This window comes from Pseudooceanicola aestuarii (assembly GCF_010614805.1).
Classification (GTDB): Bacteria; Pseudomonadota; Alphaproteobacteria; order Rhodobacterales; family Rhodobacteraceae; genus Pseudooceanicola; species Pseudooceanicola aestuarii.
In genome coordinates this window covers 1,023,722-1,049,746 of the sequence record NZ_JAAFZC010000001.1, presented here as the reverse complement: position 1 = coordinate 1,049,746, position 26,025 = coordinate 1,023,722, and the positions used below count along the sequence as shown (strand labels likewise).

General features: G+C 63.0%; 18 protein-coding genes and 1 pseudogene. 17 read left to right on the top strand and 2 right to left on the bottom strand.

The genetic code is table 11. From position 1 onward, the window contains the following. Nucleotide 1 precedes the first annotated feature (1 nt). Entirely contained in the window at nt 2-745 is a 744-nt protein-coding gene (gene ubiE, locus G5A46_RS04875) for a bifunctional demethylmenaquinone methyltransferase/2-methoxy-6-polyprenyl-1,4-benzoquinol methylase UbiE (protein WP_163847816.1), read from the bottom strand. 79 nt (nt 746-824) lie between these two features. Between ubiE and mutM the strand changes: the two genes are divergently transcribed. The 3 genes from mutM (at nt 825) to G5A46_RS04860 (ending at nt 3,472) form a co-directional block, all read left to right on the top strand. After that, nucleotides 825-1,676: a bifunctional DNA-formamidopyrimidine glycosylase/DNA-(apurinic or apyrimidinic site) lyase gene (gene mutM / locus G5A46_RS04870; protein ID WP_163847814.1), complete on the top strand. Its 852-nt coding sequence runs from the start codon at nt 825-827 to the stop codon at nt 1,674-1,676. Between the two features lie 64 nt (nt 1,677-1,740). Next, nucleotides 1,741-2,517, top strand: a complete 777-nt coding sequence (locus G5A46_RS04865) for an enoyl-CoA hydratase (RefSeq protein ID WP_163847812.1) — start codon at nt 1,741-1,743, stop codon at nt 2,515-2,517. 148 nt (nt 2,518-2,665) lie between these two features. Continuing rightward, complete coding sequence (locus G5A46_RS04860; protein ID WP_163847810.1) at nt 2,666-3,472, top strand: SDR family oxidoreductase; 807 nt, start codon at nt 2,666-2,668, stop codon at nt 3,470-3,472. Between the two features lie 4 nt (nt 3,473-3,476). Here the strand turns inward: G5A46_RS04860 and G5A46_RS04855 are convergent, their stop codons facing one another. Then, nucleotides 3,477-5,120 carry a sulfatase-like hydrolase/transferase gene (locus G5A46_RS04855; RefSeq protein WP_163847808.1) on the bottom strand — a complete coding sequence of 548 codons (1,644 nt, stop codon included), beginning with the start codon at nt 5,118-5,120 and terminating at the stop codon, nt 3,477-3,479. Between the two features lie 292 nt (nt 5,121-5,412). On the opposite strand from G5A46_RS04855, the gene G5A46_RS04850 reads away from it, so the two are divergent. From G5A46_RS04850 to G5A46_RS04785, 14 genes and pseudogenes are all read left to right on the top strand, one after another. Further along, nucleotides 5,413-6,105, top strand: coding sequence for a helix-turn-helix domain-containing protein (locus tag G5A46_RS04850; RefSeq protein ID WP_239520616.1), 693 nt, complete (start codon nt 5,413-5,415; stop codon nt 6,103-6,105). A 132-nt stretch (nt 6,106-6,237) separates the two neighbouring features. Beyond that, nucleotides 6,238-6,501 (top strand): 30S ribosomal protein S20, encoded by a 264-nt coding sequence (gene rpsT, locus G5A46_RS04845; protein ID WP_163847806.1) that lies wholly within the window; start codon nt 6,238-6,240, stop codon nt 6,499-6,501. A 469-nt stretch (nt 6,502-6,970) separates the two neighbouring features. Next, entirely contained in the window at nt 6,971-8,353 is a 1,383-nt protein-coding gene (gene dnaA / locus G5A46_RS04840) for a chromosomal replication initiator protein DnaA (protein ID WP_163847805.1), read from the top strand. Nucleotides 8,354-8,511: 158 nt separating this feature from the next. Next, a complete protein-coding gene (gene dnaN, locus G5A46_RS04835) occupies nt 8,512-9,630 on the top strand; it encodes a DNA polymerase III subunit beta (RefSeq protein WP_163847803.1) in 1,119 nt (372 codons plus the stop codon). A 67-nt stretch (nt 9,631-9,697) separates the two neighbouring features. Beyond that, the gene (gene recF, locus G5A46_RS04830; protein WP_163847802.1) at nt 9,698-10,807 is read left to right on the top strand and encodes a DNA replication/repair protein RecF; all 1,110 of its coding nucleotides are present in this window, start codon (nt 9,698-9,700) and stop codon (nt 10,805-10,807) included. After that, entirely contained in the window at nt 10,804-11,235 is a 432-nt protein-coding gene (locus G5A46_RS04825) for a VOC family protein (protein ID WP_163847800.1), read from the top strand. Before recF ends, G5A46_RS04825 begins: the two co-directional genes overlap by 4 nt. Next, nucleotides 11,232-11,852: a LysE family translocator gene (locus G5A46_RS04820; RefSeq protein ID WP_163847799.1), complete on the top strand. Its 621-nt coding sequence runs from the start codon at nt 11,232-11,234 to the stop codon at nt 11,850-11,852. Before G5A46_RS04825 ends, G5A46_RS04820 begins: the two co-directional genes overlap by 4 nt. A gap of 126 nt (nt 11,853-11,978) precedes the next feature. Further along, nucleotides 11,979-14,396, top strand: a complete 2,418-nt coding sequence (gene gyrB, locus G5A46_RS04815) for a DNA topoisomerase (ATP-hydrolyzing) subunit B (RefSeq protein WP_163847797.1) — start codon at nt 11,979-11,981, stop codon at nt 14,394-14,396. A gap of 383 nt (nt 14,397-14,779) precedes the next feature. After that, nucleotides 14,780-16,228: an SNIPE associated domain-containing protein gene (locus G5A46_RS04810; RefSeq protein ID WP_163847795.1), complete on the top strand. Its 1,449-nt coding sequence runs from the start codon at nt 14,780-14,782 to the stop codon at nt 16,226-16,228. A gap of 27 nt (nt 16,229-16,255) precedes the next feature. Next, nucleotides 16,256-17,375: pseudogene (locus G5A46_RS04805) on the top strand (IS3 family transposase). Nucleotides 17,376-17,723: 348 nt separating this feature from the next. Next, nucleotides 17,724-20,891 (top strand): AAA domain-containing protein, encoded by a 3,168-nt coding sequence (locus G5A46_RS04800; protein ID WP_204318692.1) that lies wholly within the window; start codon nt 17,724-17,726, stop codon nt 20,889-20,891. Beyond that, nucleotides 20,863-22,491: a coiled-coil domain-containing protein gene (locus G5A46_RS04795; RefSeq protein WP_163847792.1), complete on the top strand. Its 1,629-nt coding sequence runs from the start codon at nt 20,863-20,865 to the stop codon at nt 22,489-22,491. Before G5A46_RS04800 ends, G5A46_RS04795 begins: the two co-directional genes overlap by 29 nt. Next, nucleotides 22,491-24,509, top strand: a complete 2,019-nt coding sequence (locus G5A46_RS04790) for an McrB family protein (RefSeq protein ID WP_163847790.1) — start codon at nt 22,491-22,493, stop codon at nt 24,507-24,509. The genes G5A46_RS04795 and G5A46_RS04790 overlap by 1 nt, the downstream gene beginning before the upstream one ends. Beyond that, on the top strand, nt 24,509-26,014 hold the full coding sequence (locus tag G5A46_RS04785) for a hypothetical protein (RefSeq protein WP_163847789.1): 1,506 nt from the start codon (nt 24,509-24,511) through the stop codon (nt 26,012-26,014). Before G5A46_RS04790 ends, G5A46_RS04785 begins: the two co-directional genes overlap by 1 nt. Nucleotides 26,015-26,025: the final 11 nt, after the last annotated feature.

Here is a 26,025-nt window from a genome sequence, read left to right as displayed (position 1 = left end):
CTCAGACCTTCCAGCCGGAGTGCAGGCAGGCGATGCCCATGGTCAGGTTACGGTATTTCGCATTGGCGAAGCCGGTCGTGCGAAGCATGTTCAGGAAGGTTTCCTGGTCCGGGAACTTGCGGATCGATTCCACCAGGTACTGATAGCTGTCACGATCCCCGGCGATCATCTGACCCATCGCCGGGATCAGGTTGAAACTGTAGCGATCATAGGCCCATTGCAGCGCGGGCGTCGGGATCTGGGAGAATTCCAGCACCATCAGCCGACCGCCGGGACGCAGCACGCGGTAGGCCTCCGTCAGGGCGACCTCGGGGCGAGTGACGTTTCGGATGCCGAAGCTGATCGTGTAGGTGTCGAACGTGTTGTCGGCGAAGGGGAGGGACATCGCGTCCCCCACCACCCAGTCCAGCGCATCGGTCATCGCGGTCGCTTCTGCACGTTGCCGGCCGGCGACCAACATCGGTTCGGTCAGGTCCAGAACCGTCGCATGGCCGGAACCCGCGCGTTTGAGAAACCGAAAGGAGATATCCCCGGTGCCGCCCGCCACGTCCAGCAGTTTTTGACCGGGGCGTGGTGCCAGCCAGTCCATCATCGCATCTTTCCACAATCGGTGGATGCCCAGCGACATGGCGTCGTTCATGATGTCGTATTTCGTGGCGACGGAGGAGAAGACGCCTTGCACGCGGCCGGCCTTCTCGGCCTCCGGCACTTCCTGAAATCCGAAATGTGTGGTCTTTTCGTTCATGGTGCTTGTGCTTATCTCGTCTGTGCCCCGTTATAGGCCGCCAACCTGTCGCCGCAATGCGGCCAATGCGCAAGGTGTCATGCCCGAACTGCCCGAAGTGGAAACCGTCCGTACTGGTCTCTCCCCCGCGATGGAAGGGGCCGTGATCACCCGCGCGCAGGTGAATCGTCCCGACCTGCGCTGGCCCTTTCCCGACCGCATGGCCGATCGCCTGACCGGCCGCAAGGTAGAGCGGCTGCGCCGCAGGTCCAAGTATATCCTGGCGGACCTCGACGGCGGCGAAAGCCTGCTGATCCATCTGGGCATGTCCGGGCGTATGACCGTGTCCGGCGATCCGCTTGGCCAGTTCGTGCATGACCACCCGGCGGCGGAGAAACATGACCATGTGGTGCTGGACATGGACAATGGCGCGCGGGTCACCTTCAACGATCCCCGGCGGTTCGGGGCGATGGACCTGCTTCCCACCGATGGCGCGCAGGCGCATCCCCTGTTGGCCCGGCTGGGGCCGGAACCGTTGGGAAATTCCTTTGACGGGGTCTACCTGGCGCAGGCTCTGAAATTCCGGCGCAGCCCGATCAAGGCGGCGCTGCTGGATCAGCGGGTCGTGGCGGGGCTGGGCAATATCTACGTCTGCGAAGCGCTTTTTCGCGCCGGGATCTCGCCCTTGCGACGATGTGACCGGATTGCATCAGCGCGGCTGACCGCGCTGGCGCCGATCATCCGCGATGTGTTGGCGGAGGCGATCGCGGCGGGCGGTTCCAGCCTCAAGGATTTCCGGCAGGCGAGCGGCGAACTTGGCTATTTTCAGCATCGTTTCGAGGTCTATGGCCGCGAGGCTGAGGCCTGCCGCGCGCCCGATTGCGGCGCCTCGATTCGGCGGGAAGTGCAGTCGGGGCGGTCGTCCTTCTTCTGCCCGCAATGTCAAAGATAGCTTGAACCAAAGGGGCAACCTGTTAGGGAATCGATCCTAACCGAAACGTCAGGGACCGCTTTTCATGGCCTACGAGACGATCATCGTCGAAATCGAAGATCACATCGCGCTTATCAAACTGAACCGCCCGGACGCGATGAACGCATTGAACCAGCAGGTCTTTACCGAGTTGGCAGAGGCCCTGGGCGCGGCACAGAAGAACGACAAGGTGCGCTGCATCGTTCTGGCCGGGTCCGAAAAATATTTCGCCGCGGGGGCCGATATCAAGATGATGTCGGAGAAAAGCTTCGTCGATGTCTTTGCCGGGGATCTCTTCTCTGCCGAGGCGGGCGCCATCCTGCGGGTCCGCAAGCCGATCATCGCCGCCGTGTCGGGCTATGCCCTTGGCGGCGGCTGCGAATTGGCGATGATGTGCGATTTCATCATCGCGTCGGATACGGCCAAGTTCGGCCAGCCGGAAATCAACCTGGGCGTGATCGCCGGGATCGGTGGCACGCAGCGCCTGACCCGCGCGGTCGGCAAGGCCAAGGCGATGGACATGAACCTGACCGGCCGCTTCATGGATGCCCAGGAGGCGGAGCGTTCGGGCCTCGTCTCGCGCGTGGTTCCGTGCAAGAAGCTGATGGAAGAGGCGATGTCCGCCGCCGAGAAGATCGCGGAGAAATCCATGATCACGGTCATGGCGGTCAAGGAGGCGGTGAACCGCTCGCAGGAGGTGTCCCTGTCGGAGGGGCTGCTGTTCGAACGCCGGGTGTTCAACGCGCTGTTCGCGACCGAAGACCAGAAGGAGGGCATGAACGCCTTTCTGGAAAAGCGCGAGGCGCAGTTCCGCGACCGCTGAACCGGGCCCAAACCCTTGATCGTGACGCGCGCCCCGGCCTCCGGCGGCGCGCGTTGTCGTTCGGGGGCCGCTTGCGCTTGCCGCGCGGTTCCGCAACTGATGCAGCAGGGAGAAGTGGCGGCATGCGTCGCCCGACAGGAGGAACAGCATGGATTTTCACGGCAGAACGGCCATCGTCACCGGCGGGGCGCAGGGCATCGGCGCGGCGCTGGTCCGGGCGCTGCACGCGGCGGGCGCGGCTCATGTTACCGTCGCGGACCTGAAGGGGGACGCAGCGCGGGAGGTCGCCGCAGAGGTCGGCGGACTGGGCCTGGAGATCGATCTGCGCGACCGCGCGCAGATCATCGACATGATCGACCGGACGGAACGGGACCATGGCCCGGTGTCGCTGATGTGTTCCAATGCCGGGATCGCCAACGCTTTCGATCTGAGCGTGACCAATATCGCGGGCGCCGCGCCCGAGGAATGGCAGGCTGCCTGGGAGGTCAACGTGATGGCCCATGTCCATGCCGCCGGCCATCTGGTGCCATTGATGAAATCGCGCGGCGGTGGCTATTTCCTGCACACCGTCTCGGCTGCCGGGCTATTGTCTCAGGTGGGGTCGGGGCCCTATTCGACGACCAAGCACGCTGCCGTCGGCTTTGCGGAATCGCTGGCGCTCAGCCACAGGGACGATGGCATCCGCGTCTCGATCCTGTGTCCGCAGGGGGTGGCGACGCCGATGCTGTCCGGGATCGGCGGCGCCGGCCCGCAGGCCGGTGACGGCGTGCTGAGCGCGCGGGAGGTGGCCGATGCGGCGCTGAAGGGCGTGGCGGAGGAACGGTTCCTGATCCTGCCGCACCCGCAGGTCACCGGCTACATGCAGGCCAAGGTGGAGAATTACGACCGCTGGATCGGTGGTATGGCCAAGCTGCAACGCGCCTATCGCGCCGGTGCGGAGACCGGCACGGGCTGACGCGCTACCCGCCGGTGTAGTCGGCGGGAGCGGGGCCACGATAGGCGGCTGTGAAGTCCTCCGGTGCGTCGCCCGGATCGAAGACGTGGCGCAGGATGCCCACACGCCCCTCCGGCCCCTGCGCCGCCTCGATCTGGGCGTCGGAGCGGGTCACCCGCTGTGCCGACCGCAGCGCCCAGCGGTGCAGATGCGCCCTAAGCCGCGCCACCTGCTGGGCGCAACCGGGATCGGCGCCACGGTCCTGAACCTCCTGCGGATCGCTTTGCAGGTCGAACAGCATGGGACGGAATCCACCCTCGGCGTGGATCAGTTTCCACCGGCCGTCAAAGACCATGAACAGCCGCGCATCCGGGATGGCCACGTCCAGCGACTTGCGCATCGGCGTGGTGGAGTAGTCGTATTCGGAAATCGTCACCTCGCGCCATGTCTCCGGCGTCTCCCCGTGCAGGAACGGCAACAGGGACCGGCCCTCGACGATATGGCGCGGCACTTCCGCGCCTGCCGTCTCGATGAAGGTGGCGGCCAGGTCGATGGATTCGACCAGCGCGTCACAGGTCGTGCCCCGCGTGCCATCGGCGGCGGGCCGGGGGTCGACGATGATCAGCGGCACTTTCACCGATTGCTGGTGAAACAGATCCTTTTCGCCCAACCAATGGTCGCCCAGGTAATCGCCGTGATCGGAGGTCAGGACGATCATGGTGTTGGCGCTCTCTCCGGTGGTGTCCAGCCGGTCCAGGATCCGGCCCAGCTGGTCGTCGCATTGCCGGATCAGCCCCATATAGGCCGGGATCACCTTCGCCCGGACCTCGTCGCGGGCGAAGGTGCGGGCGATCTCGCTTTCCATGAAGGCGCGAAACACGGGGTGGGGGTCGTCCCGTTCCGCCGGGCTGCGCACCGGGGGCAGAACATGCTCCACCCCGTAAAGCGCGTGGTAGGGCGCGGGCACGATATAGGGCCAATGTGGTTTGATATATGACAGGTGCGCGCACCACGGCCCGCGCGCGGTGTCCAGGAACTCGAGACAGCGATCGGTCAGCCAGGGTGTTTCGCTGTCTTCTTCGCGGATGTTGGCGGGCTTGTCGGCATTGGCGGTGAACCAGCCGCTGGCCATCTGGCCGTCAACGATGCCGGCATTGGCAAAATCGGCCCAGGGGTTGTCCGAAGGATAGCCGCGGGATTTCAGGAAATCGTTGTAGGGGCTGCGCTTGCGGTCGTAGGCGCCGGCCGGTCCAACGCCCCACAGGCCGTCGTCGCGCACCACCGGATCGAACCCGCATTCTGCCTGCCGCGCGCCGATCACGCTGTCCGGGGACAGGCCCAGCCGGGCCATGCCCTCGGCGTCGGCGACCATGTGGGTCTTGCCGATCAGGTGGCAGGACATGCCCGCGTCGCGCAGGTGATCGCCCAGCGTGCGTTCGCCCACTCGCAGCGGGAATCCGTTCCATTGCGCCCCGTGGGAGGAGGCGTAGCGCCCGGTGTAGAAACACATCCGGCTGGCACCACAGATCGGCGATTGCACATGCGCCTGGGTGAACCGCAGACCGCGCGCGGCGAGGCGGTCGAAATTGGGCGTCTTCAGGTGTGGATGCCCGGCACAGCCCATGTAGTCGAACCGCAGCTGGTCATACATGATGAACAGAATATTCACGACATCTCCGATATTTTGGCGGATCCTAGCGGAGCTGCCTTGCGCAGGCCAAGAGGGGCTTGTCTCCGGGTGCGTTGACCCTAGGTCCAATTTTCTAGCAAAAGGAGAGTAGTCGATAGCCGCCATCGAATCCGATTGTGCGTTGCCTTGGGCGGAAATGTACTAATTCATATGTATTCGGACTCCTGAATACAGGTTTTCGGGGCGGGGGTTCGGTGTATCGATTTGCGAAGATTGCACGCGAAAACACACGCATGGCGCGAATCAATTTAGGGTTTGAGAGGGTGTTGACGTGATTTGCCGAAAAGATGTTTCAGAAGACCGGGCGGCGCAGAGCGACAGCCGGGCGGAGATGGCGCAGCGGCTGCGCGACCTGCGCGAGGCGCGCGGGCTGACAATCCAGACGGTCGCGGACCGGGCCGGGATCGCGATTTCGACGGTCTCCAAGATCGAGCGGAACCTGATGGTGCCGACGTATGACCGCTTTGTCCGGCTGGCGCGTGCGCTGGAGGTGGAACTGGCCGACCTGTTCGGAGAGGGCGGCCGCAAATTCGAGCCGGGCGGCCTGGTGATTGCCCGCCACGGCGATACCGTGGCCATGGAGACCGAGGGCAACCGGTTCGATGTCCTGTTTCCCGGTGTCGCCCATATCACCATGACACCGATGATCTGCACCCTGACCCCCTTGGCTCAGATGGACGGAGTCAGCCCCGCCGGCCATCCGGGAGAAGAGTTTCTTCTGGTTCTTGAAGGGCAGGCGCTGGTGCGGTTGGATGGGGTGGAAGACGTGATTCTGGGGGCAGGCGACAGCCTGTACTTCGACAGCGTCCGCCCGCATTTCTACGCCGGGCTGGGCGATACCGCGGCGCGGGTATTGATCGTCGGTGCCAACCTTGAGCATCACCGGCTTTCCGCGGTCCGCGCGGGAGCGCAGGACCGGGACGGCGGTCAGGGTGGTGGCCAAGACGAAGGGACGAGGGGCTGAGGCGGCCCCTCGCGGCGCGATCACATGTGCCAAATGCCGGCAAACCGCCGATGCCTTGTTGACTCCGCGACGAGTCACCACTAAAGCAGCGTCTTCAGAACGCACGGAACCCAGTAACGGGAACGAACACCTATGGCTAACTCGCCCCAATCCAAGAAACGCGCCCGTCAGGCCGACCGCCGTGAGGCAGTGAACAAGACGCGCCGCTCGCGGATCCGCACCTTCCTCCGCAAGGTCGAGGAAGCGATCGCGTCCGGTGACAAGACCGCCGCTCAGACTGCCCTGCGCAACGCTCAACCCGAGCTGATGCGCGGCGTCACCAAGGGTGTCTTTCACAAGAATACCGCAGCGCGGAAGATGTCGCGCCTGTCCTCGCGGGTCAAGGCGATCGCCTGACTTCCTACAAGTGATTGATGGTAAAAGGCGCGGCATTTGCGGCGCCTTTTTTCATGTGTGGCCGCTGTGTCTGCACCTCGCGATTCTTTTCAGACAAGCGTCTAGTCAAGCGCGTTGTGCTGTTGATAGGGCCGCTGAACCGTTGATACCTTGGCGGGTATAGCGATTCAGATCGCACACTTGGGGGGACATAGCGGCTCGTTTCGAGGCGCGCGCTAATCGGCCATGGCACGCAGGATGTGCCTTTCGATGAGCTATGTCCAAGACAGAAAAACTTTGTCGCAGGATGCGATCCTGGGTCGATTGATCCGGGTTGCCGTCCGCCGATGCGGCTGTGGGCCCGGTCTGTGACCGGAACCCGACTCTTGGGGGGAGTTCGGGCCACGAAAGGATTTTGTCGGGTGATCTGAAACCGCGAGGCCGGCAGCTGAGCCGGGAAAAATATGGAACGTGGGGCGAAGATACAAAGATGACGACCGAACAATGGGGCCAAGTGAAGCAGAAACTCCGGCAGGCACTGGGGGCGAACAATTACGAACACTGGATCGAGCCGCTTGAGATGGATTCCGTGTCGAACGGCGTTCTGACCCTGATGGCGCCCTCGGCCTATGCGGGCACGTATGTGAAGCGCAACTTCGGCGACACCATCCTGGGCGAGATTGCCAATCTCGGCTCTGACGTGCGCCGTGTCGAATTCACCTCTGCCCCCGCTCAGGCCAACCGTGGGGCCGCGCCCCGTTCCGACGCCCCCGCGACCCCTGCCCCCCGGCCCAAGGCGCCCGCCACCACCACCAGCAAACAGGACAAGATGCTGCAACCTGCGCCGCTGGATCCCGGCTTCACCTTTGACAGCTTCGTGGTCGGCAAGCCGAACGCGTTGGCCCATGCCGCCGCCCGTCGCGTGGCCGAAGGCGACCAGGTCGAATTCAACCCGCTGTTCCTGTATGGTGGCGTTGGCCTGGGCAAGACGCACCTGATGCACGCCATCGCCTGGAAGCTGAAGGAATTGAATCCTGACCTGAACGTCGTCTACCTGTCCGCCGAACATTTCATGTATCGGTTCGTCCAGGCGCTGCGCGACCGCAACATGATGGATTTCAAGTCGCTGTTCCGCAACGTGGATGTCCTGATGGTCGATGACGTGCAGTTCATCGCCGGAAAGGACAGCACACAGGAAGAATTTTTCCACACCTTCAACACTTTGGTGGAGAACGGGAAGCAGATCATCATCTCGGCCGACAGCGCGCCCGCCGCGATTGCCAACATGGAGGAGCGGATTTCCTCGCGCCTGTCCAGCGGGCTGGTCGTGGATCTGCATCCCACCGACTACGAATTGCGACTGGGTATCCTGCAATCCAAGCTGGAGAGCTACCGGGAGAAATATCCCGATCTGCAAGTCGCCGACGGGATCATGGAATTCCTGGCCGCGCGAATTTCCACCAACGTGCGTGTGCTTGAGGGGGCGCTGACCCGGCTGTTCGCCTTTGGCATGCTGGTGGAGCGCGAGATCACGATGGAGCTGACGCAGGATTGTCTGGCCGATGTGCTGCGCGCCTCGGAGCGCAAGATCACGATCGAGGAAATCCAGCGCCGCGTGGCGGAACACTTCAACATCCGCATCTCCGACATGATCGGGCCGAAGCGGGTGCGCAGCTTTGCCCGGCCGCGCCAGGTTGCGATGTTCCTGTGCAAGAAGCTGACCAGCCGGTCCCTGCCGGAGATCGGCAAGCGGTTCGGCGGGCGCGATCACACCACGATCATCCATGGCGTGCGCCGGATCGAGGAGCTGATCCAGAAGGACAGCCAGCTGGCAGACGATCTGGAGATGTTGCGCCGCACTCTGGAGGCCTGATCCGGGTCGGGAAGCGCCGCGAAACCGGGCGGGCTGTGTCCTGCGTGCCGCGCTGCGCTTGACCCTTGCCCGAAACCCGGTGAAAACGGAAAAAATCGTTGTATCGGGGGCCGGAACAGGTAGCGTTCTGGTCCCGATATCGGACAGGAGCGAGGGCCATGAAATTCAGCATCGAACGCAGCGCGCTGCTAAAGGCCGTCTCGCAGGCGCAATCGGTGGTGGAGCGGCGGAACACGATTCCCATCCTCGCCAATGTCCTGATCGAGGCGGAAGGCAACGAGGTCCAGTTCCGCGCGACCGACCTGGATATCGAAGTGGTCGACAAGGCCGCCGCGATGGTCGAACGCGCGGGCGCCACGACGGTCAGCGCCGTGACCCTGCATGAAATCGTGCGCAAACTGCCCGACGGGGCGCAGGTGTCATTGACCGATGATGGCGCGCATGGCCGGCTGACCGTGGCCGCCGGGCGGTCGACCTTCAACCTGGCGACCCTGCCGCGGGAGGATTTCCCGGTCATGGCGTCCTCCGAATACGCATCGAACTTTACCGCGCCCGCGCCGGTTCTGCGCCGCCTGTTCGACAAGTCGAAATTCGCCATCTCGACGGAGGAGACGCGGTACTACCTGAACGGCGTCTACATGCATGTCGCCGAGGACGAGGGCACCCGCAAGCTGCGCTGTGTCGCGACCGATGGTCACCGGCTGGCGCGAATCGATGCCGATCTGCCCGGCGGGGCCGAGGAAATGCCCGGCGTGATCGTGCCCCGCAAGACGGTGGGCGAATTGCGCAAGCTGCTGGACGATGACGAGCTGGAAGTCGCGGTCTCCGTCTCGGAAACCAAGGTCCGGTTCGCCACGCCGCATATCACCCTGACATCCAAGGTCATCGACGGCACCTTCCCCGATTACGGCCGCGTCATTCCGTCAGGCAACACCCGGCGGCTTGAGGTCGATGCCTCCGAATTCGCGCAGGCAGTGGACCGTGTGGCCACCGTGTCCTCCGAACGGTCGCGTGCCGTGAAGATGAGCCTGACGGAAGATCGGCTGGTCCTGTCCGTCAACGCGCCCGACAGCGGCGCAGCCGAAGAAGAGCTGGCCGTGGCCTATGGCGACGACAAGCTGGAGATCGGGTTCAACGCGAAATACCTGCTGGAAATCGCCAGCCAGGTGGATCGGGAGAACGCGGTTTTCCTGTTCAATTCCTCTGGCGATCCGACCCTGATGCGCGAGGGGAACGATACCTCCGCCGTTTATGTCGTCATGCCGATGCGCGTCTGACCGGACGCATTCCTTTGCCTTGTTTCCGGCCTGACGGGCCGGGGCGGGGCCTATCCGGGGGCGCGCCATGCAGGGGCTGACCCTTACCCGCCTGACATTGTCGCATTTCCGCTCCTGGCGGCACGGCACCGTGGAAACGGATGGCCGTCCGGTGGCGATGCACGGCCCCAACGGGGCGGGAAAGACCAACCTGCTGGAGGCGGTTTCTCTGTTCTCTCCGGGGCGGGGGCTGCGGCGCGCGCGGGCGGAGGATCTGTCGCGCCGCCCCGAGGCTTTGGGCTGGAAGCTGACGGGCCGTCTGGACACGCTGGGGCAGGGGCACGAGGTCACGATGGGCGCAGAGGCCGGAAGCAGCCGCGCCCTGCGCATCGACGACAAGGCGGCGCCGCAGGTCGCCCTGGGCCGGATCGCGCGGGTTCTGTGGCTGGTGCCGGCCATGGACCGGCTGTGGATCGAAGGGGCCGAGGGGCGGCGGCGGTTCCTGGATCGCATGACGCTGAGTTTCATGCCCGGCCACGCCGACGCAGCGCTGGCCTATGAAAAGGCGATGCGTGAACGCAACCGCCTGCTGAAAGACATGGTGCGTGATGCCCATTGGTATACCGCGCTGGAAACCCAGATGTCGGAGGCCGGTGCGCAGCTGACCGCCAACCGCATGCATGCACTGGACCTGATCACACAGGCGCAGGCGGGGGCAGAGACGGCCTTTCCCGCCGCCGACCTGGCGTTGACCCATCCCGACGGACCCCTGCCCGATGGCGCCGATGCCCTGCGCGCCGCCTGGCGCGACGGGCGCGGCCGGGACATGGCAGCGGGGCGCACGCTGCTGGGCCCGCATCGCGCGGACATGGAGGCGCATTGGCCGGCCAAGGGGATCGCGGCGCGCGATGCCTCCACCGGAGAGCAGAAGGCGCTGCTCGTCTCCCTGATCCTGTCGAATGCGCGCGGATTGGCGCGGGATTTCGGCGCGCCACCGATCCTGCTGCTGGACGAGGTCGCCGCTCACCTTGACGCCACCCGCCGTGCTGCTCTTTATGACGAGGTCTGCGCCCTGGGCGCGCAGGCCTGGATGACCGGCACCGGGCCGGAGCTTTTTGAGGAGTTGGGCAGCCGCGCCCATCACATCGAGATCACCGAACAGGGCGGCGAAAGCGGCCTTCTGGAAAGGACGCCATGACGCCACAACGGATATCGCTCGTCACGCTGGGCACCGACGACCTGCCGCGCGCCCGCGCCTTCTATGCCGCGCTTGGCTGGACCGAAGCGGAAAGCCAGCCGGGCGTCGCATTCTACCAGTTGGACGGCATGGCGTTGGGCCTGTTCGGGCGCGCAGATCTGGCAAAAGATCAGGGCCGGCCGGGCGTGGATCTGGGCACCGGGGCGGTCACGCTGGCGCAGAACTTCACTGACCGCGCCGGGGTCGACGCGGCCTATGCCGCCGCGCTGGCGGCCGGGGCCACCGCACTGAAAGCGCCGGAGCCGGTATTCTGGGGCGGCTATTCCGGTTACTACGCTGATCCCGACGGGCATGTCTGGGAAGTCGCACATAATCCTTTCTGGCCGCTGGACGATGACGGCCGCCTGACCATTCCGAGGCCCGAATGAGTATTTCCCTGGCCGAACTGGCCTTTTACGCCGGGGCGCTGTTCGTCCTGTTTCTGACACCGGGGCCGGTCTGGCTGGCCCTGACCGCACGTGCCATGGCGGGCGGCTTCCATGCAGCATGGCCGCTGGCCTTGGGCGTTGTGGTGGGCGATGTGCTGTGGCCGCTGCTGGCGATCCTGGGCGTGACCTGGGTTGTGGGGCAGGTGACGGGCCTGATGGTCGTGCTGAAATTCGTTGGCGCCGCGATGTTCCTGGTGATGGGCGCCCTTCTGATCCGCAACGCCGACAAGTCGATCGCCAGCGACAGCCGCCTGACGCGGCCGGGCATGTGGGCGGGGTTCATCGCCGGGCTGGCGGTGATCCTGGGTAATCCCAAGGCGATCCTGTTCTATATGGGGGTGTTGCCCGGCTTCTTCGACCTGACGGCGATGACGGGCTGGGACATCGCGGCGATCAGCGTGATTTCCGCGTTGGTGCCGTTGATCGGCAACCTGATCCTGGCCTATTTCATCGACCGCGCGCGGCGGCTTCTGTCCTCCGGGACGGCGATCCGGCGGACCAATATCGCGGCCGGTTGCCTGATGATCTGCGTCGGTCTGGTGATCCCCTTTACCTGAATGCGCCGCGGCCCCGCCGCACCGGCGAAACACTGCCCCGGGACCACCCCAAACTTCGTGTCATGCGCGTGACAATCCCCCCTGGGGGCAGTATAAAATCGACAACTGGAAAAGGATCTCTCCCGCATGGCCGACACCCAACCTGCAGAACCGCAGTACGACGCGGATTCCATCAAGGTTCTCAAAGGGCTGGACGCCGTCAGGAAACGCCCCGGCATGTATATCGGGGACACTGACGACGGGTCCGGCCTGCACCACATGATCTACGAGGCCGTCGATAACGGTATTGACGAGGCGCTGGCCGGTCATGCCGATTACGTCTCGGTCACGATCCATGCCGACAATTCGGTTTCCGTGCGTGACAACGGCCGTGGCATTCCTGTGTCGATCCACTCGGAGGAGGGGATTTCCGCCGCCGAGGTCATCATGACCCAGCTGCACGCGGGCGGGAAATTCGACCAGAATTCCTACAAGGTGTCGGGCGGTCTGCACGGCGTCGGGATCTCCGTGGTGAACGCGCTGTCCGATTGGCTGGAACTGCGGATCTGGCGCGATGGCAAGGAACATTACGTCCGGTTCGAGAACTCGGAGACGGTCGATTCCCTGCGCGTGGTCGGAGATGCCGACGGCCAGAAGGGGACGGAGGTGCGGTTCCTGTCCTCGCTTCAGACGTTCTCCAATCTGGATTACGATTACGCGACGCTGGAAAAGCGCCTGCGCGAACTGGCGTTTCTCAACTCCGGTGTGCGTATCGTGCTGGAAGATCACCGCCCCGCCGAGGCCCTGAAGACAGAGCTGTTCTATGACGGCGGCGTGCGCGAATTCGTGAAATACCTCGACCGGTCCAAATCGCCGTTGATGACCGATCCGATCTTCATTCAGGGGGAAAAGGACGACATTGGCGTCGAGGTGGCGATGTGGTGGAACGACAGCTACCACGAGACGGTTCTGCCCTTTACCAACAACATCCCGCAGCGCGACGGCGGCACCCACATGGCAGGTTTTCGCGGGGCGCTGACCCGGACCCTGACCCGCTATGCCCAGGAAAGCGGTATCGCCAAGCGGGAGAAGGTCAGCTTTACCGGCGATGACGCCCGCGAGGGTCTGACCTGCGTCCTGTCGGTGAAGGTGCCGGATCCCAAGTTTTCCTCCCAGACCAAGGACAAGCTGGTCTCCTCCGAGGTGCGTCCGGCGGTCGAAAGCCTGATGAACGAAAAGCTGACGGAATGGTTCGAGGAAAACCCGAACGAGGCCCGGATGATCGTCGGCAAGATCGTGGAGGCCGCTCTGGCCCGCGAAGCCGCCCGCAAGGCCCGCGAACTGACCCGGCGCAAGACGGCGATGGACGTGAACTACCTGGCCGGGAAGCTGAAGGATTGTTCATCCAAGGACCCTGCCGAATCCGAATTGTTCCTGGTGGAGGGCGATTCCGCCGGCGGCTCCGCCCAGACGGGTCGGGACCGGCGCACCCAGGCGGTGCTGCCCCTGCGCGGCAAGATCCTGAACGTGGAACGCGCCCGGTTCGACCGGATGCTCTCCAGTCAGGAGATCGGCAATCTGGTGATGGCCCTTGGCACCGGAATCGGCCGGGACGAGTTCGATATTTCCAAGCTGCGGTACCACAAGATCGTCATCATGACCGACGCGGACGTGGATGGTGCGCATATCCGGACGCTGTTGCTGACGTTCTTCTACCGGCAGATGCCGCAGCTGATCGAGGGCGGGTACCTCTACATCGCACAGCCGCCGCTGTTCAAGGTCGCACGCGGCAAGTCCGAAGTCTACCTGAAGGACCAGCCCGCGCTGGAGGACTACCTGATCAACCAGGGGACCGAAGGGGCGCTGCTGCGCCTCGGCAATGGCGACGAGATCGCGGGCACCGACCTGGTCCGCGTGGTCGAGGAGGCCCGCCAGACCAAGCGTATCCTCGAAGCCTTCCCCACCCATTACCCGCGTCACATCCTTGAACAGGCCGCCATCGCCGGCGCCTTCACCCAGGGCCAGCTGGATGGTGATTTGCAGGACGTGGCCGACCGCGTGGCGCAACGGCTGGACCTGATCGCACTGGAATACGAACGCGGTTGGCAAGGGCGCCCGACCCAGGACCGCGGTCTGCGCCTGGCCCGCATCCTGCGCGGGGTGGAGGAAGTCCGCACGCTGGACGGGCCCGCCTTGCGGTCCGGGGAGGCTCGGCGCCTCGGCCAGATGACGCAATCCTTGCGCGACATCTACAGCCAACCCGCCCGCCTGATGCGGCGCGACCGGGGGCAGAACATCCACGGCCCGCTCGACCTGCTGGAAGCCATCCTGGAGGAGGGCGAACGCGGCTTGCAATTGCAGCGCTACAAGGGCCTGGGGGAGATGAACCCCGAACAGCTGTGGGAAACCACCCTGGACCCCGAGGCACGCACCATGTTGCGAGTGGAGGTGGATGACATGGCAGAGGCCGACGACCTGTTCACCAAGCTGATGGGCGACACCGTCGAACCCCGCCGCGAGTTCATCCAGACCAACGCGCTGAACGTCGAAAACCTGGATTTCTGAGGGGGTTGTAGGTGAGCGGGTGTTTTTTCGCGGTGCGCATATTTTTTCGCGTGACCGGGTCGGGGCGGGGCTGCGTTTCCTATTTATTTCAGATGGTTAGCGCAAGGTCTTGGCCTTGACGGTTTTTGGAGCTGCGTCGCGCAGGGCACGTGGAACAGCGTCTGCAAAACGAGCGAGCTTTGCCTTTCGGTCTCGGTTGATGCGCATTGCCCATCAACCGAGACCGTAGCCTACTTCTCCGCAGGAAGGCCTTGGGCCTCAGCTCAGCGTTGAAAGCCGGCGTGGCGACCGCAGGGAGCGCACGTAATCTTCAATTGCGGCCCCGGTCTTGATTTGACTGGATTTTATGTGCCTCATTTCCGAGTTCGCGAAAGAGGTGCGTGATGCCAGAATTGGACCCCAATATAGCTTTTCCGATCGCCGTCCTGATATTCCTGATCGGCTTTCCGCTTTTTCTCATTCTATTCCTGGTCGCGCGAAGGCGGACAAAGCGCCTCGGTCGCGTGCTCGATCAGGAGAAGACCCGGGCCGCCGAAGACCGCTACCGGATCCTCGCGGAGGAAAAGGAGAAGCGGCAGGCGATCGAGCAGAAATACTCACCGATCATCGATATGGAGGCCGAGGTCGGGCGGTTGAAAGCTGAGTCTGACGAGTTGGCCAGGAATATCGACGACCTGCGATCCAGCTACGCCAGTAAGCGCGAGACCATGAAGAAGCTCGAGCACCAGGTCGCGGTTTATGACGAGCGCCTCGCCTTCGCAGAGCTCGGTGTCTATGAACGTCACTTCGATTTCGGGGACAGTGAGATATTCAAGGAGCAGATCAAGCAGATACGGGAGAAGCAGAAGGCGATGGTGTCGCAGAAGACCGCCGCCATTTGCCCGACCGATTGGACCGTCGATGGCAGCCTCTCCAAGGGGCAGACCATGATCAACCGTCAGATGCGACTGACCATGCGCGCCTTCAATAACGAATGCGAGGCGGCGATCGCGAACACGCGTTGGAACAACGTGGTCGCCATGGAGAAGAGGATCCTGAACGCCGCGAAGCAGATTAACTCGGCCAATGCCTCCATGAACCTTTCAATTAACGAGCGATACGTCTCGCTCAAGCTGAACGAGTTACACCTCACCCACGAGTATCGGGAGCAACTCAAAATCGAGAAGGATGAGCGGGCCGAGCGCGCCCGAATGGAGCGCGAAGAGAAGAAGCTGCTCGCCGAGGCAAAGGCCGCTGAGAAGGAGGAGCAGAAATATCAGGACATGCTCGACAAGGCCCGCCAAGAGGCTGGTGTCGACGAAAGCCGTATCGCGGACCTTCAGGCCGCCTTGGCGGAGGCCCACGCAAAGACAGAGCGCGCGAAAGCGATGGCCGAGATGACGAAGTCTGGTTACGTCTACATCATCTCGAACATCGGCAGCTTCGGCGAAGAGGTCGTCAAGATCGGCCTGACCCGACGCCTTGATCCGGACGATCGCGTGAAGGAGTTGGGCGACGCGAGCGTGCCGTTCGGCTTCGACACGCACGCCATGATTTATTCGGACGAGGCGCCAGCTCTCGAGAACGCCCTGCACCGGGAATTCGCCGACCGCCGGATCAACGTTTCAAATATGCGCAAGGAGTTCTTTCGCGTCGACCTGGAGGAGGTGGAAGATGCTGTGAACCGCTTGGCGCCGGACGCCAACTTCTTCAAAGATCGCGAGGCCCAAGAGTGGCACGAAACCTTGGCACGTCGTAGGGAGCAGGCCGAGTTGTGGAGACAAGGTGCGGAAGAGGCGCTGCCCGAGACGATCTTGACCTGCTCCCCTGAAACGTCCGGTGTTTTGAGTTAGCCTGTTCTCCAACTGAGGAGACAGACGATGAAGAGAAGCCGTTTCAGCGAAGAACAGATCATTGGGATATTGAAAGAGCATCAGGCTGGGCTTGGAGCGAAGGAGCTTTGCCGCAAGCACGGTATCAGCGATGCGACATTTTACAAATGGCGGTCCAAGTATGGCGGGATGGAAGTGTCTGATGCGAAGAAGCTGAAGGCACTGGAAGTTGAGAACGCCAAGCTAAAGAAGTTGCTGGCTGAGCAGATGATGGACGTGTCGACGCTCAAGGAAATGCTGGGAAAAAACTTTTGAGGCCCGGCTCACGCAGAAACGCCGTGACCTGGGCCATGAAAGAGAAGCGATACAATCAAAAGCGCGCCTGTGCCTTGGCCGGTATTGATCCACGGGTCTATCGACGTGTGTCGAAGCGGCCAGCGGATACGGAGCTGCGTGGGCGGTTGAAAGAACTGTCGTTTGAGCGTCGACGGTTTGGCTATCGTCGGCTGCACATTCTGCTGCAGCGCGAAGGCTGGCACATGAACTGGAAGAAGCTGTATCGGATCTACCGCGAAGAAGGATTAACAGTGCGTAAACGTGGCGGACGCAAGCGCGCCATCGGGATCAGAGCACCCATGACGATCCCACAGGGGCCGAACCAGCGATGGTCGCTCGACTTCGTGTCTGACAGCCTATCGTGCGGTCGCCGGTTCCGCATCTTGAACGTGATTGATGACTTCAGCCGCGAATGTCTGGCCGCTGTGGTCGACACCTCGCTCTCAGGTCAGGTGACCGCGTAGGTCGTGAGCTGGATAGGATTGCCGAAATGCGGGGCTACCCATGCATGGTGGTCAGCGATAATGGAACCGAGCTGACCAGTAACGCGATCCTGAAAGGGCAAGAAGACCGCAAGGTCGACTGGCACTATATCGCCCCTGGCAAGCCGATGCAGAATGGGTTTGTCGAAAGCTTCAACGGCAGGATGCGCGACGAATGTCTGAATGAGCACCTGTTCGATAGCCTGCGCCACGCCCGCGACCTGATCGCTGCCTGGCGCACCGACTTCAACTACCACCGCCCACACACAAGCCTCGCTGGCCTCACGCCAGCGGAATATGCTAACCGGTCAAAGAAGGACCAAAACCTGAACAGAGCTAACCCAAATTAGCGGACTCAATGGGGAGCAGGTCAGTTCATATACGGCTCTCCAGGTTACTGCTCTTGAAAGCTTGTGTATAGAAAGCCCGTTTGTCATACGTTGTGAAAGTGTTCGAGTGTGGACTCTCGCTGCTACGGACGGAAGCAAAGGTGCCGTCTCGCGGTGTCTGGATCGTTGAAAGAAGTCTTAAATGTTTCCGCGCAGAAACCCGATACTCGCTATAACTCCTTGGAGTGGAAGGCGAATGAAATCCACATGATCAGATGGGGCATCACCTATCTTCTGCACGCGCAACAGCGTGATCGTCGGCTATTTCGATGGAATAGCTCATTTAATTTTCAGGTCTGAAAAGTGTCTTTGGTATTGAAGATGGTGCGGGCTTTTCCGCGAGGTCGAACTACCGAAGAATTGCTTGTGCTTGTCGGTGCTGCTTTTTCTCATGACAAGCGGCTCGCTGCGATCGCTGAGCTGGACCAGCTATTGAGAGATGGCCTTGTTGAAAAGGCACATGATGGGCGTTGGCGCGCCAAGCGCATGAACTTCGCGACAGGTGCGCCAAGTGTGGCGGTAACCACGCAACAAAAAGACGCGGGTTCTGAAACCGTCATTCATGCGGCCGCTGCAACATTCGCGTCTGAGCCACTTTCGGTAGAACCGTTTGATGTAGAGAGCGCTGGAGATGGAAGTGTCGATCCTCAAGCGCTTATCAGATACTGGCGTTCTGCACTGCGTGCCGATCCACGTGGCGCAATCACGCAAGTAGCCGATAAGCACGGGATCGAATGGTCGCTCATTTCCGGACGGGGCCCCATCAACCCCGGAGAGGACCGTTGCCTTCGAATTTCGATTGATCTTGCTGCAATCAACCCTGCTTTTCAGGAAGCTCTCGTTCGTCGAGAAGGCCATGAGAACGCGCTCGCAATCGGCTGGCCCATCGCGGTGGGTCGCCGTGGCGGCGTGCCGATATTCCAGCCCGTCGGGATGTTGGCCGCCGCTTGGAAGCGGGAGGCCGAAACACTCGTGCTGACGGTCGATGCTGACGACGTCCTTTTGAACCCGGACTGGGTGCGGAGTGCCGCCCGTGCGAGCGGCTGGAATCGTGGAGATCTGGCTGACCTTTTCTCCGCGGACGATGGCCTCGGACTACGCGCGGATGATTTCCTGGAGAAGCTCAGGGTTGCCGTCGCAAGCCAGATTCGTGGGCGCCTGGTGGGGGAGGATCTCGCTTCCCAGCTCGATGCCTCCGCTCAAGGCATTTATGACAGCGCGGCGATCGTCCTCCCGACCGACTCGTCGTTCACTGCAGGTGCGGCGCGCGACCTCGACACAATCGCGACGTGGCCATCGGAGCGGATCGCGCGGACGGCGCTCGGCGAAGTGCTCGGGATCAAAGGCGTAACGAACGCGAATCCTGTCGAGGCCATTGATGCGGTCCCCTTGAACAAGGAGCAATTGCGCGCCGTCCGCGGTGCCTGCGAGGAGCCGCTCACGGTCGTGACCGGCCCACCTGGAACCGGGAAGAGCCAGGCGATCGTCTCAATGGCGGCCTCCGTCCTTGCGGCCGGCGGGAGCGTTTTGGTCGCGTCCAAGAACCACCAGGCCCTTGATGCGGTGGAGGATCGCCTCGGGTCTCTCGCGCCGGACGTGCCATTCACGGTTCGCACGCTCAATCCCAATGACGAGACGGACACTGGATTTTCGGATGCGCTCAGGAAACTCTTGGAGAACGAGAGCCGATCGCGGGCGACCTCCGTAGACGAATTGGCCTTGGACAAGCTGATCGATACGGCGCACCGGCGGACGGAGGCTGTCGATGCGATCGATCGTATTGCCGAGCTCGAATGCGAGATATCGGACGTCCTCGAACGGATTGATCTGCATGAAGCGCATGGCCGAGATGAGGTCACGCCAACACAGGCCCGAGAGGCGTCCACGGGTGTCCTGCGGCGTCTGATTTCTTGGCTCCGATCGGTCTTCACCGACCGAGCCGTTCGGGGGGAAGCGGCTATCCCGGACAACCTCGAACGTCGCGGCATGAGTCTTTCAGACCTTCGGCGAACACTGGTGACCCTGCGCTCGATGAGAGAAAGGCTGGGCGATCCGGAAGATCCGATCGAGTTGGGCGAGAGGATCCGCGAGGCGACAGGCCAGCTTCTGCCCGTCATCTTTTCGGCCCGGTGCCACCTCTCCGAGGGCGAGCGGCGGGAATTATCCGAAAACTACGACGATTGGACGTTCAACGGTGGCAAGGGACATCCGCCATCCGACCTTTCGAAGGCCTTGATGAGTCATCGGCCCCTGTGGCTCGCATCGATCCTCGGGACCCCTCGGCGCGTTCCACTCGACGACGGCCTGTTCGATCTCGTGATCTTCGACGAAGCGAGCCAGTGCGATATCGCCACGGCGATCCCACTCTTTGCCCGAGCGAAACGGGCGGTTGTGGTGGGCGACGACAGGCAGCTGTCCTTCATCCCCCAGCTCGGCCAGGCCCAGGATCGCAACCTTATGCAGGCCCAGGGCCTGCCCGTCTCCAGAATGGGGCGGTTCGCGCAGAGCCGTAGGTCGTTGTTCGATTTCGCGTCGCGGGTTCCGGACGCCCGGAGGATCACGCTGCGCCATCAATACAGGTCAGCAGGGCCGATCGTCGATTATATCAGCGAGACCTTCTACGGGGGCCAGCTGCAGACCTCGCATGATCCGCGAGGGCTGGTGGTGCCGGCCGGTGTCAAACCGGGCATCGCGTGGGAGGATGTGCCGGCGCCGGCGATCCCACAGATTGGTAATGTCAACCCGGCCGAAGTCTCCGCGATCGTGCGGCATTTGCGAAAGCTCCTGGTGGACGAAGAATATGGTGGCAGCATTGGTGTAATCACCCCCTTTCGAGCACAAGTTCTCGCGCTCGAGACCGCGATTTTGGCGGCCATCGACCGGCCCAAGCTGACGGCCTGCGACTTCAAGGTCGGAACGGTCGACGGTTTCCAGGGACAGGAACGCGATCTAATCCTTTTTTCACCTTGTGTCGGGCCACGCAGTCCGCAATCCGGGATGACGTTTTTCCAGAGGGACACTCGTCGCCTCAATGTCGCCATTTCTCGCGCTCGCGCCGTTGCCATCGTATTCGGTGATCTCGGGTTCGCGCGGACCGGTCAGTCGAAGGCGCTCGGGAAGCTCGCTGCGGTGGCCACTGAGCCGCGGACCAGAAAAGGCGAGGGTGTTTTCGACAGCGATTGGGAGCGCAAGGTCTACCACGCGCTGAAAGAGCGGGGCCTGGATCCGCACCCCCAGCACGAGATCGCGGGGCGGCGGCTCGACTTCGCGCTGTTCGGTGCGAGCGGCACAAAGCTCGATCTCGAGGTGGATGGGCGCAGGTGGCACGAAAGCCCGGATGGGCGCCGAAAGACCTCGGACCTCTGGCGCGACCATCAACTGAAATCCCTTGGCTGGCGCGTGCGCCGGTTCTGGGTGGACGAACTATCAAGTGATATGGAGGGGTGTCTTGACCGAGTCGAACAAGACCTATCGTAAGTCGAGCAGAAACACCGCGGTCGCGCTGTTTCTGGGAGGCGCTGCGATCATTGCCTCCGGTTTCTTGGTGATGCAGGTAAACTCGTTGGATCGCAGATATGGGCGCATCGAAGAGAACCTTACGTACTACACGGAACAATTGAACTCGGAGCAGCAACGGCTGGAGATCGCGCGCGAACAATATCGCGAGCTGTCGGATCGGATCCAGAATCTGGATCAGGAGGTTGCCAGCGCCGAAAACAACCGACAAAGCGCCGCGCAGCGCGAAGCCGATGCCGTCGCGCGCCTTGAACAAAGCCAGGCCGAGCTGACCGCCGTTCAAGAACGCCTTGCGGAAGCACGTCGGATCATTGCCGAGGCTGAGCGGCTGGACCGCGAAACCACTGCGGCGCTGGAACGCAAGGCAGATCTCGACGTCGAAATTGCCGATCTGGAAGACGACGTGGAGCAGCTCGATGCCCGACAGCGGGACTTGTCCACCGACGTCGAAACGGAAAGGCGCGCGCTCGACACCCTCGAAGAGCGGCGGTCGGATCTTCAGGCCGAGGTGGATCGGCTTGCCCCCACTGTCGAGGATCTTCGCGCCCAAGAGCGCCGCGTCGAGCGACTGTCGGAGGAAGAGGACGAACTTGCCGGCAACAGGGATGCGCTAACCGCGGACATAGCGGAGGCAGAGGCGGAACTGGCAACACTCGAGCGGGATATCGAGGCATCGGGCGACCGGTTGCGCGCGCGGAACGCGGAAATAGAAGAAGCCGAGTCGCGCCGCGATGACCTCGCGGCGGCGGTCGACGCTCTTGCGGCAGAGGAGTCCGACCTCGAGGCGGCTGTCGCGGGGGCGGAACGGCGCCTTTCGGTTCTTCAGAACGAAGCCGATGTGGCCGAGACCGCGCTGGCCCGGACCGAGGCGGGACGCGCAGAGGCGACCGAAACCCTCGAGACTGTCCGAGAAGACCTCGCCGCCGACAGCGCCCGACTGTCGGCCCTGCTGGCGGACGTCGCCGCCGCCGAGGAAGAGCTTGCGGCGCTCGAGGCCAGCCGCGCCGAACTTCGAAACCTTCAGGCGGAGGTCGACCGTCTGGCGACGCGCCGCTCGACGCTCGAAACCGCCCTGCCGGATCTTGAAAGCAGTCTTCAGGAGGCAAGGGACAGCCTGGCCACCGCTGAAGCAGAGGTAGAGGCGGCGATGACACGCGTCGCCGAACTGACCGGCCGCGAGTCGAGCTTGGAAACCGAAATCGATCGCCTCGTCCAACGTCGCGACCGGCTCCGGATTTCGTCCGAGACGGCCGAGGCCGCTGCCGAAGAAGCGCGGGCCAGCCTTCAGAGCGTTCGCTCGGAACTCGAACAGCTCGGCGCACGGATCGACGAACGCAATACCGAGCTTCGGCGGCTGAACGACCGCATTTCCGAAGCCCATGAAGCGCTGTCCGCAGCCCGCGCGAGGCTGGCCGACATGCCAGCGAAGCCGGAGACGGAAACACCTGAACAGCCGGCCGGGACTGTGGCAAGCCCCGCCGAGGCAACCGCACCTTCGGACGAGGGTATCGAGACGGACGACGAGGCCGCCCAGCCCGCAAGTGAAGAAGGAAATCAATAATGCTTACGGACAACACGATCATCGTGCTTGCGACGGCGGGTGTCCTGATCCTGCTTGCGCTGGTGCAGCTTTTCTTGGCCACCCGGCATGACCGGGCGGTCACCGCCGCCGGTCCCATCGAGGAACTCTCGGTCTACGAGAAGAGGCTCGAAGAAAAACAGCGGCTCATGGATGACCTCGAAGCCGAGCTTGAGAAGCGGCGAGAGGCGATGGCCGTGGTCGCCGATGTGCAGGCCGAAGTGGATGGCCTGCGCCGGCAGAAGGAAGAGCTGCTTCAGGAATGGGAAAGCCTTCGGGAACGGCGGGACGAAGTCGCGGCGGTGCGCCGCGAAACCGAGGAAGCCGCCGTCGAGCGTCAGCAGCTTGAGACGGAAATCGCCCCGCTGCGCGCCGAGTACCTCGAAATTCAGGACCGCCTGAACAAGGCCGAAGAGCTGGTTGGGCGCATCGACTCTCTCAAGGAAGAGCACGGAACGCTTTCGGCGCAGGTCGACGAGCTGCGGGACAGGAAAAGGGAACTGGAAGAGGCCGACGAGAAGGTCTCGCGCCTTGAGGCCCGGGCGCAGGAGCTTGAGACGACCAATTCCCGCCTCGAGGGCCGCCAGGCCGCACAGGAAAGCGAGCTGGGAAACCTCGAGGCGCGGGTCTCGTCGGAACGCGAGGCATTGGCCACGGCCCAGACCGAGCATGGCCGACTGGCCGCCGATGTCGCGGCACAGGGCCAGGAGGCGCGGCGCATCACCGCCGAAATCGAAACGCTGGAGGAAACGCGCAGCACGCTTGAGGCGAGGTTGGCACACCTGAAAGCCGAAATCGCACGCAGCGAAGGCCGCTCTGTCGATGGCGAGACCGTCGAAACCGATCCGCTGCGCGAACTCAAGGAAACGCCTCCGGTCGTCGTGGCGATGCGATCCTGGAAGCCCGCGCCGCAAAAGAACGAAGCGGACGCAATCCAGCGGGTGGAGAGACGGCTTCGCGCAAAAGGCCTCCATTACCCGACGCGGACGCTGCGTGCCTTCCATACCGCGATGAAGGTCAATGAGACGACCCAAATGGCCGTGCTCGCCGGCATCTCCGGGACGGGCAAGAGCCAGTTGCCACGGCAATACGCCGCCGGCATGGGGATCGGCTTTCTTCAGGTGCCAGTTCAGCCGCGCTGGGACAGCCCGCAAGACCTCATGGGGTTCTACAACTACATCGAAGGCAAGTTCCGCCCAACGGACATGGCGCGCGCGCTTTGGGCCGTGGACGAGCTGCACAATGAGGAAGCGGACCGGGATCGCATGATGATGATCCTGCTGGACGAGATGAACCTTGCCCGGGTCGAATATTACTTCTCGGATTTCCTGAGCCGCCTCGAAAGTCGCCCGCGCCCAAGCGATGTGGGCGATGCGAATGAACGCAAGGATGCCGAGATCGAGCTTGAAATTCCGAACATGCAGATGCCGCCGCGGATCTTCCCCGGCTACAACCTTCTGTTCGCAGGCACGATGAACGAGGACGAAAGCACGCAGTCCCTGTCCGACAAGGTCGTCGACCGAGCGAACATCCTGCGCTTCGCGGCGCCGAAGAAAATCAACGAAGGTCATGCGGAAGGCGACGTCGAACCGACCAGGGCTCTATCGCGAGAAACCTGGACGAGGTGGGGCCGCTCGAGCGCCCACGTTGACGGGGATGCCCGGGTGACCGCAAGGGTCGAGCAGATGGTCGACCTAATGCGCGAGTTTCAGCGTCCCTTCGGTCATCGCCTGGGCCGGGCGATTATGGCCTACGCGGCGAATTACCCGGAGGTCGAGGGCGGTCGCGGCGTCGACGACGCGTTGGCTGACCAGGTCGAGATGCGCCTCCTGCCCAAGCTCCGTGGCGTCGAAGTCGACATGGCGGCTCCGCAATTCTCCAACTTGATGACCTTTGTCGATCGCGATCTGGGCGATGCTCCACTGGCCGAGGCGATCGACGAGTCCGTGCGCCTGTCCGAGGCCACGGGGCAGTTCGTGTGGAGAGGGGTCTCACGCTGATGCGGCTGATAACGCGGCCGTGGTCAGCCAAGTCCTTGGGCGAAGGCGGAGCGTTCGGGCCGAACGATTGCCTGCTCGGCGAGTTCCAGGGTCAGGCTCCGCGCGGCCTGGAATATGCGACGCTTCTCAGCGGCATGGTGAGGAACACGCCCACGGGCCTGGCGCTGGTCCCCTATCCCAAGCGCGACCATGCTGTGGCACCCGAGCGCGAAGACTTCCCGGTTCGCCCCCGCTTCGGCCACGACCCGGTAACGGAAGCCGAGAAAGAGGGAGCGGCCGCGCTTCAGCACATGAACGAAGTCCTTGCCAGGATCCAGGAGTTGGAGGAAGCGCTCGAAGATCCAGCTATGTTGTGGGAGCGCCTGCGTGAGGCGTGGCAGCGCGCCGAGGACGAGGCCGACCCGAGGATGGCTGAAATCGTTCGGCAGGCGAGGCGAATGCAACCCGTGCTTCGGGAAATTGAGAAACGGGTCCGACGGGTCTTGCGCAGACACCGGGAACTGACACCTCTCGACCGCGTCCAAGAGATGGACCGCGCATCAATGGTCTGGCTCAGCCGGCAACCCGGCCGAAGCATTCCGGAGCGTGCAGGGGCCTCGCAGCGGATCCTTGCGACCGTGAGACGCGAGAACTTTGATACTCTGGAAAACCGCGTTCTTCATGCCTATGCGCGCCTGGCCGTAGATGCGGCCCGGCAATGGATACGGGAGCATCCAAGCGCCAAGTCCAGCGCGCGCTACGGTCAGGTCGACGCATTCCGGAAATCTTGCCGGACCCTGGCGAGAACGCTTGCGGATCTCGGGGTCGCGATCGCGCCTGCCGGCATCACCCCCAATTACGTCCTGATGCAGGACCGCAGCTATAGGGAGGTTCACGATTGTTGGCTCCGGCTTCTGCTGCGGCGCAGGACCGAAGACGATCTGTGGGCGTGGCAGGCGGAGACGTGGACCGATTTTGCCGTTCTCGCGATCATCCTCGCAATCGATGAACTGGACGAAGCGGAACTGGTCGCTCAGTCCCCGATATCCTGGAACGAGGAAGCGGCAGGGGGGCGTTGGTTCGATCAGGATAGACCGATCGCGGTATTCTGGCTCCGCGACACGAACCGGATCGTGGAGGTCCAGGCTCGTCCGGAGAAACCGGGAGCTCTGCTCAGCGTCGCGCGATCTCACGTGGCATTGCGGATCTCCGATCCCAGTCGAACGGATTTGCCTCGACGCGTTGCGGTCTGGACGCCCCACGCGATGCGACGGCTGGATCTCGACGAATGCGTCATCGAGGCGGCATCCCTTCTGAACCAGATGCAGCCGCTGGCCCTGACCGAGGTGCTTCGCCATGGGCTCATCATTACTCCCGCTCGAGGCCGACCTGAAACCACGAGCGTTACTCGCGGCAAGGTCGCAGTCAGGGCCATCGCGCTCGGACCTTCCGGCAATGACCTTGCGCAGGGGTTTCAGGCGGTGCGCGATTTCGTGCAGGGCGAGATCCACGAGACATCGAAATGACAGCCAGGAAG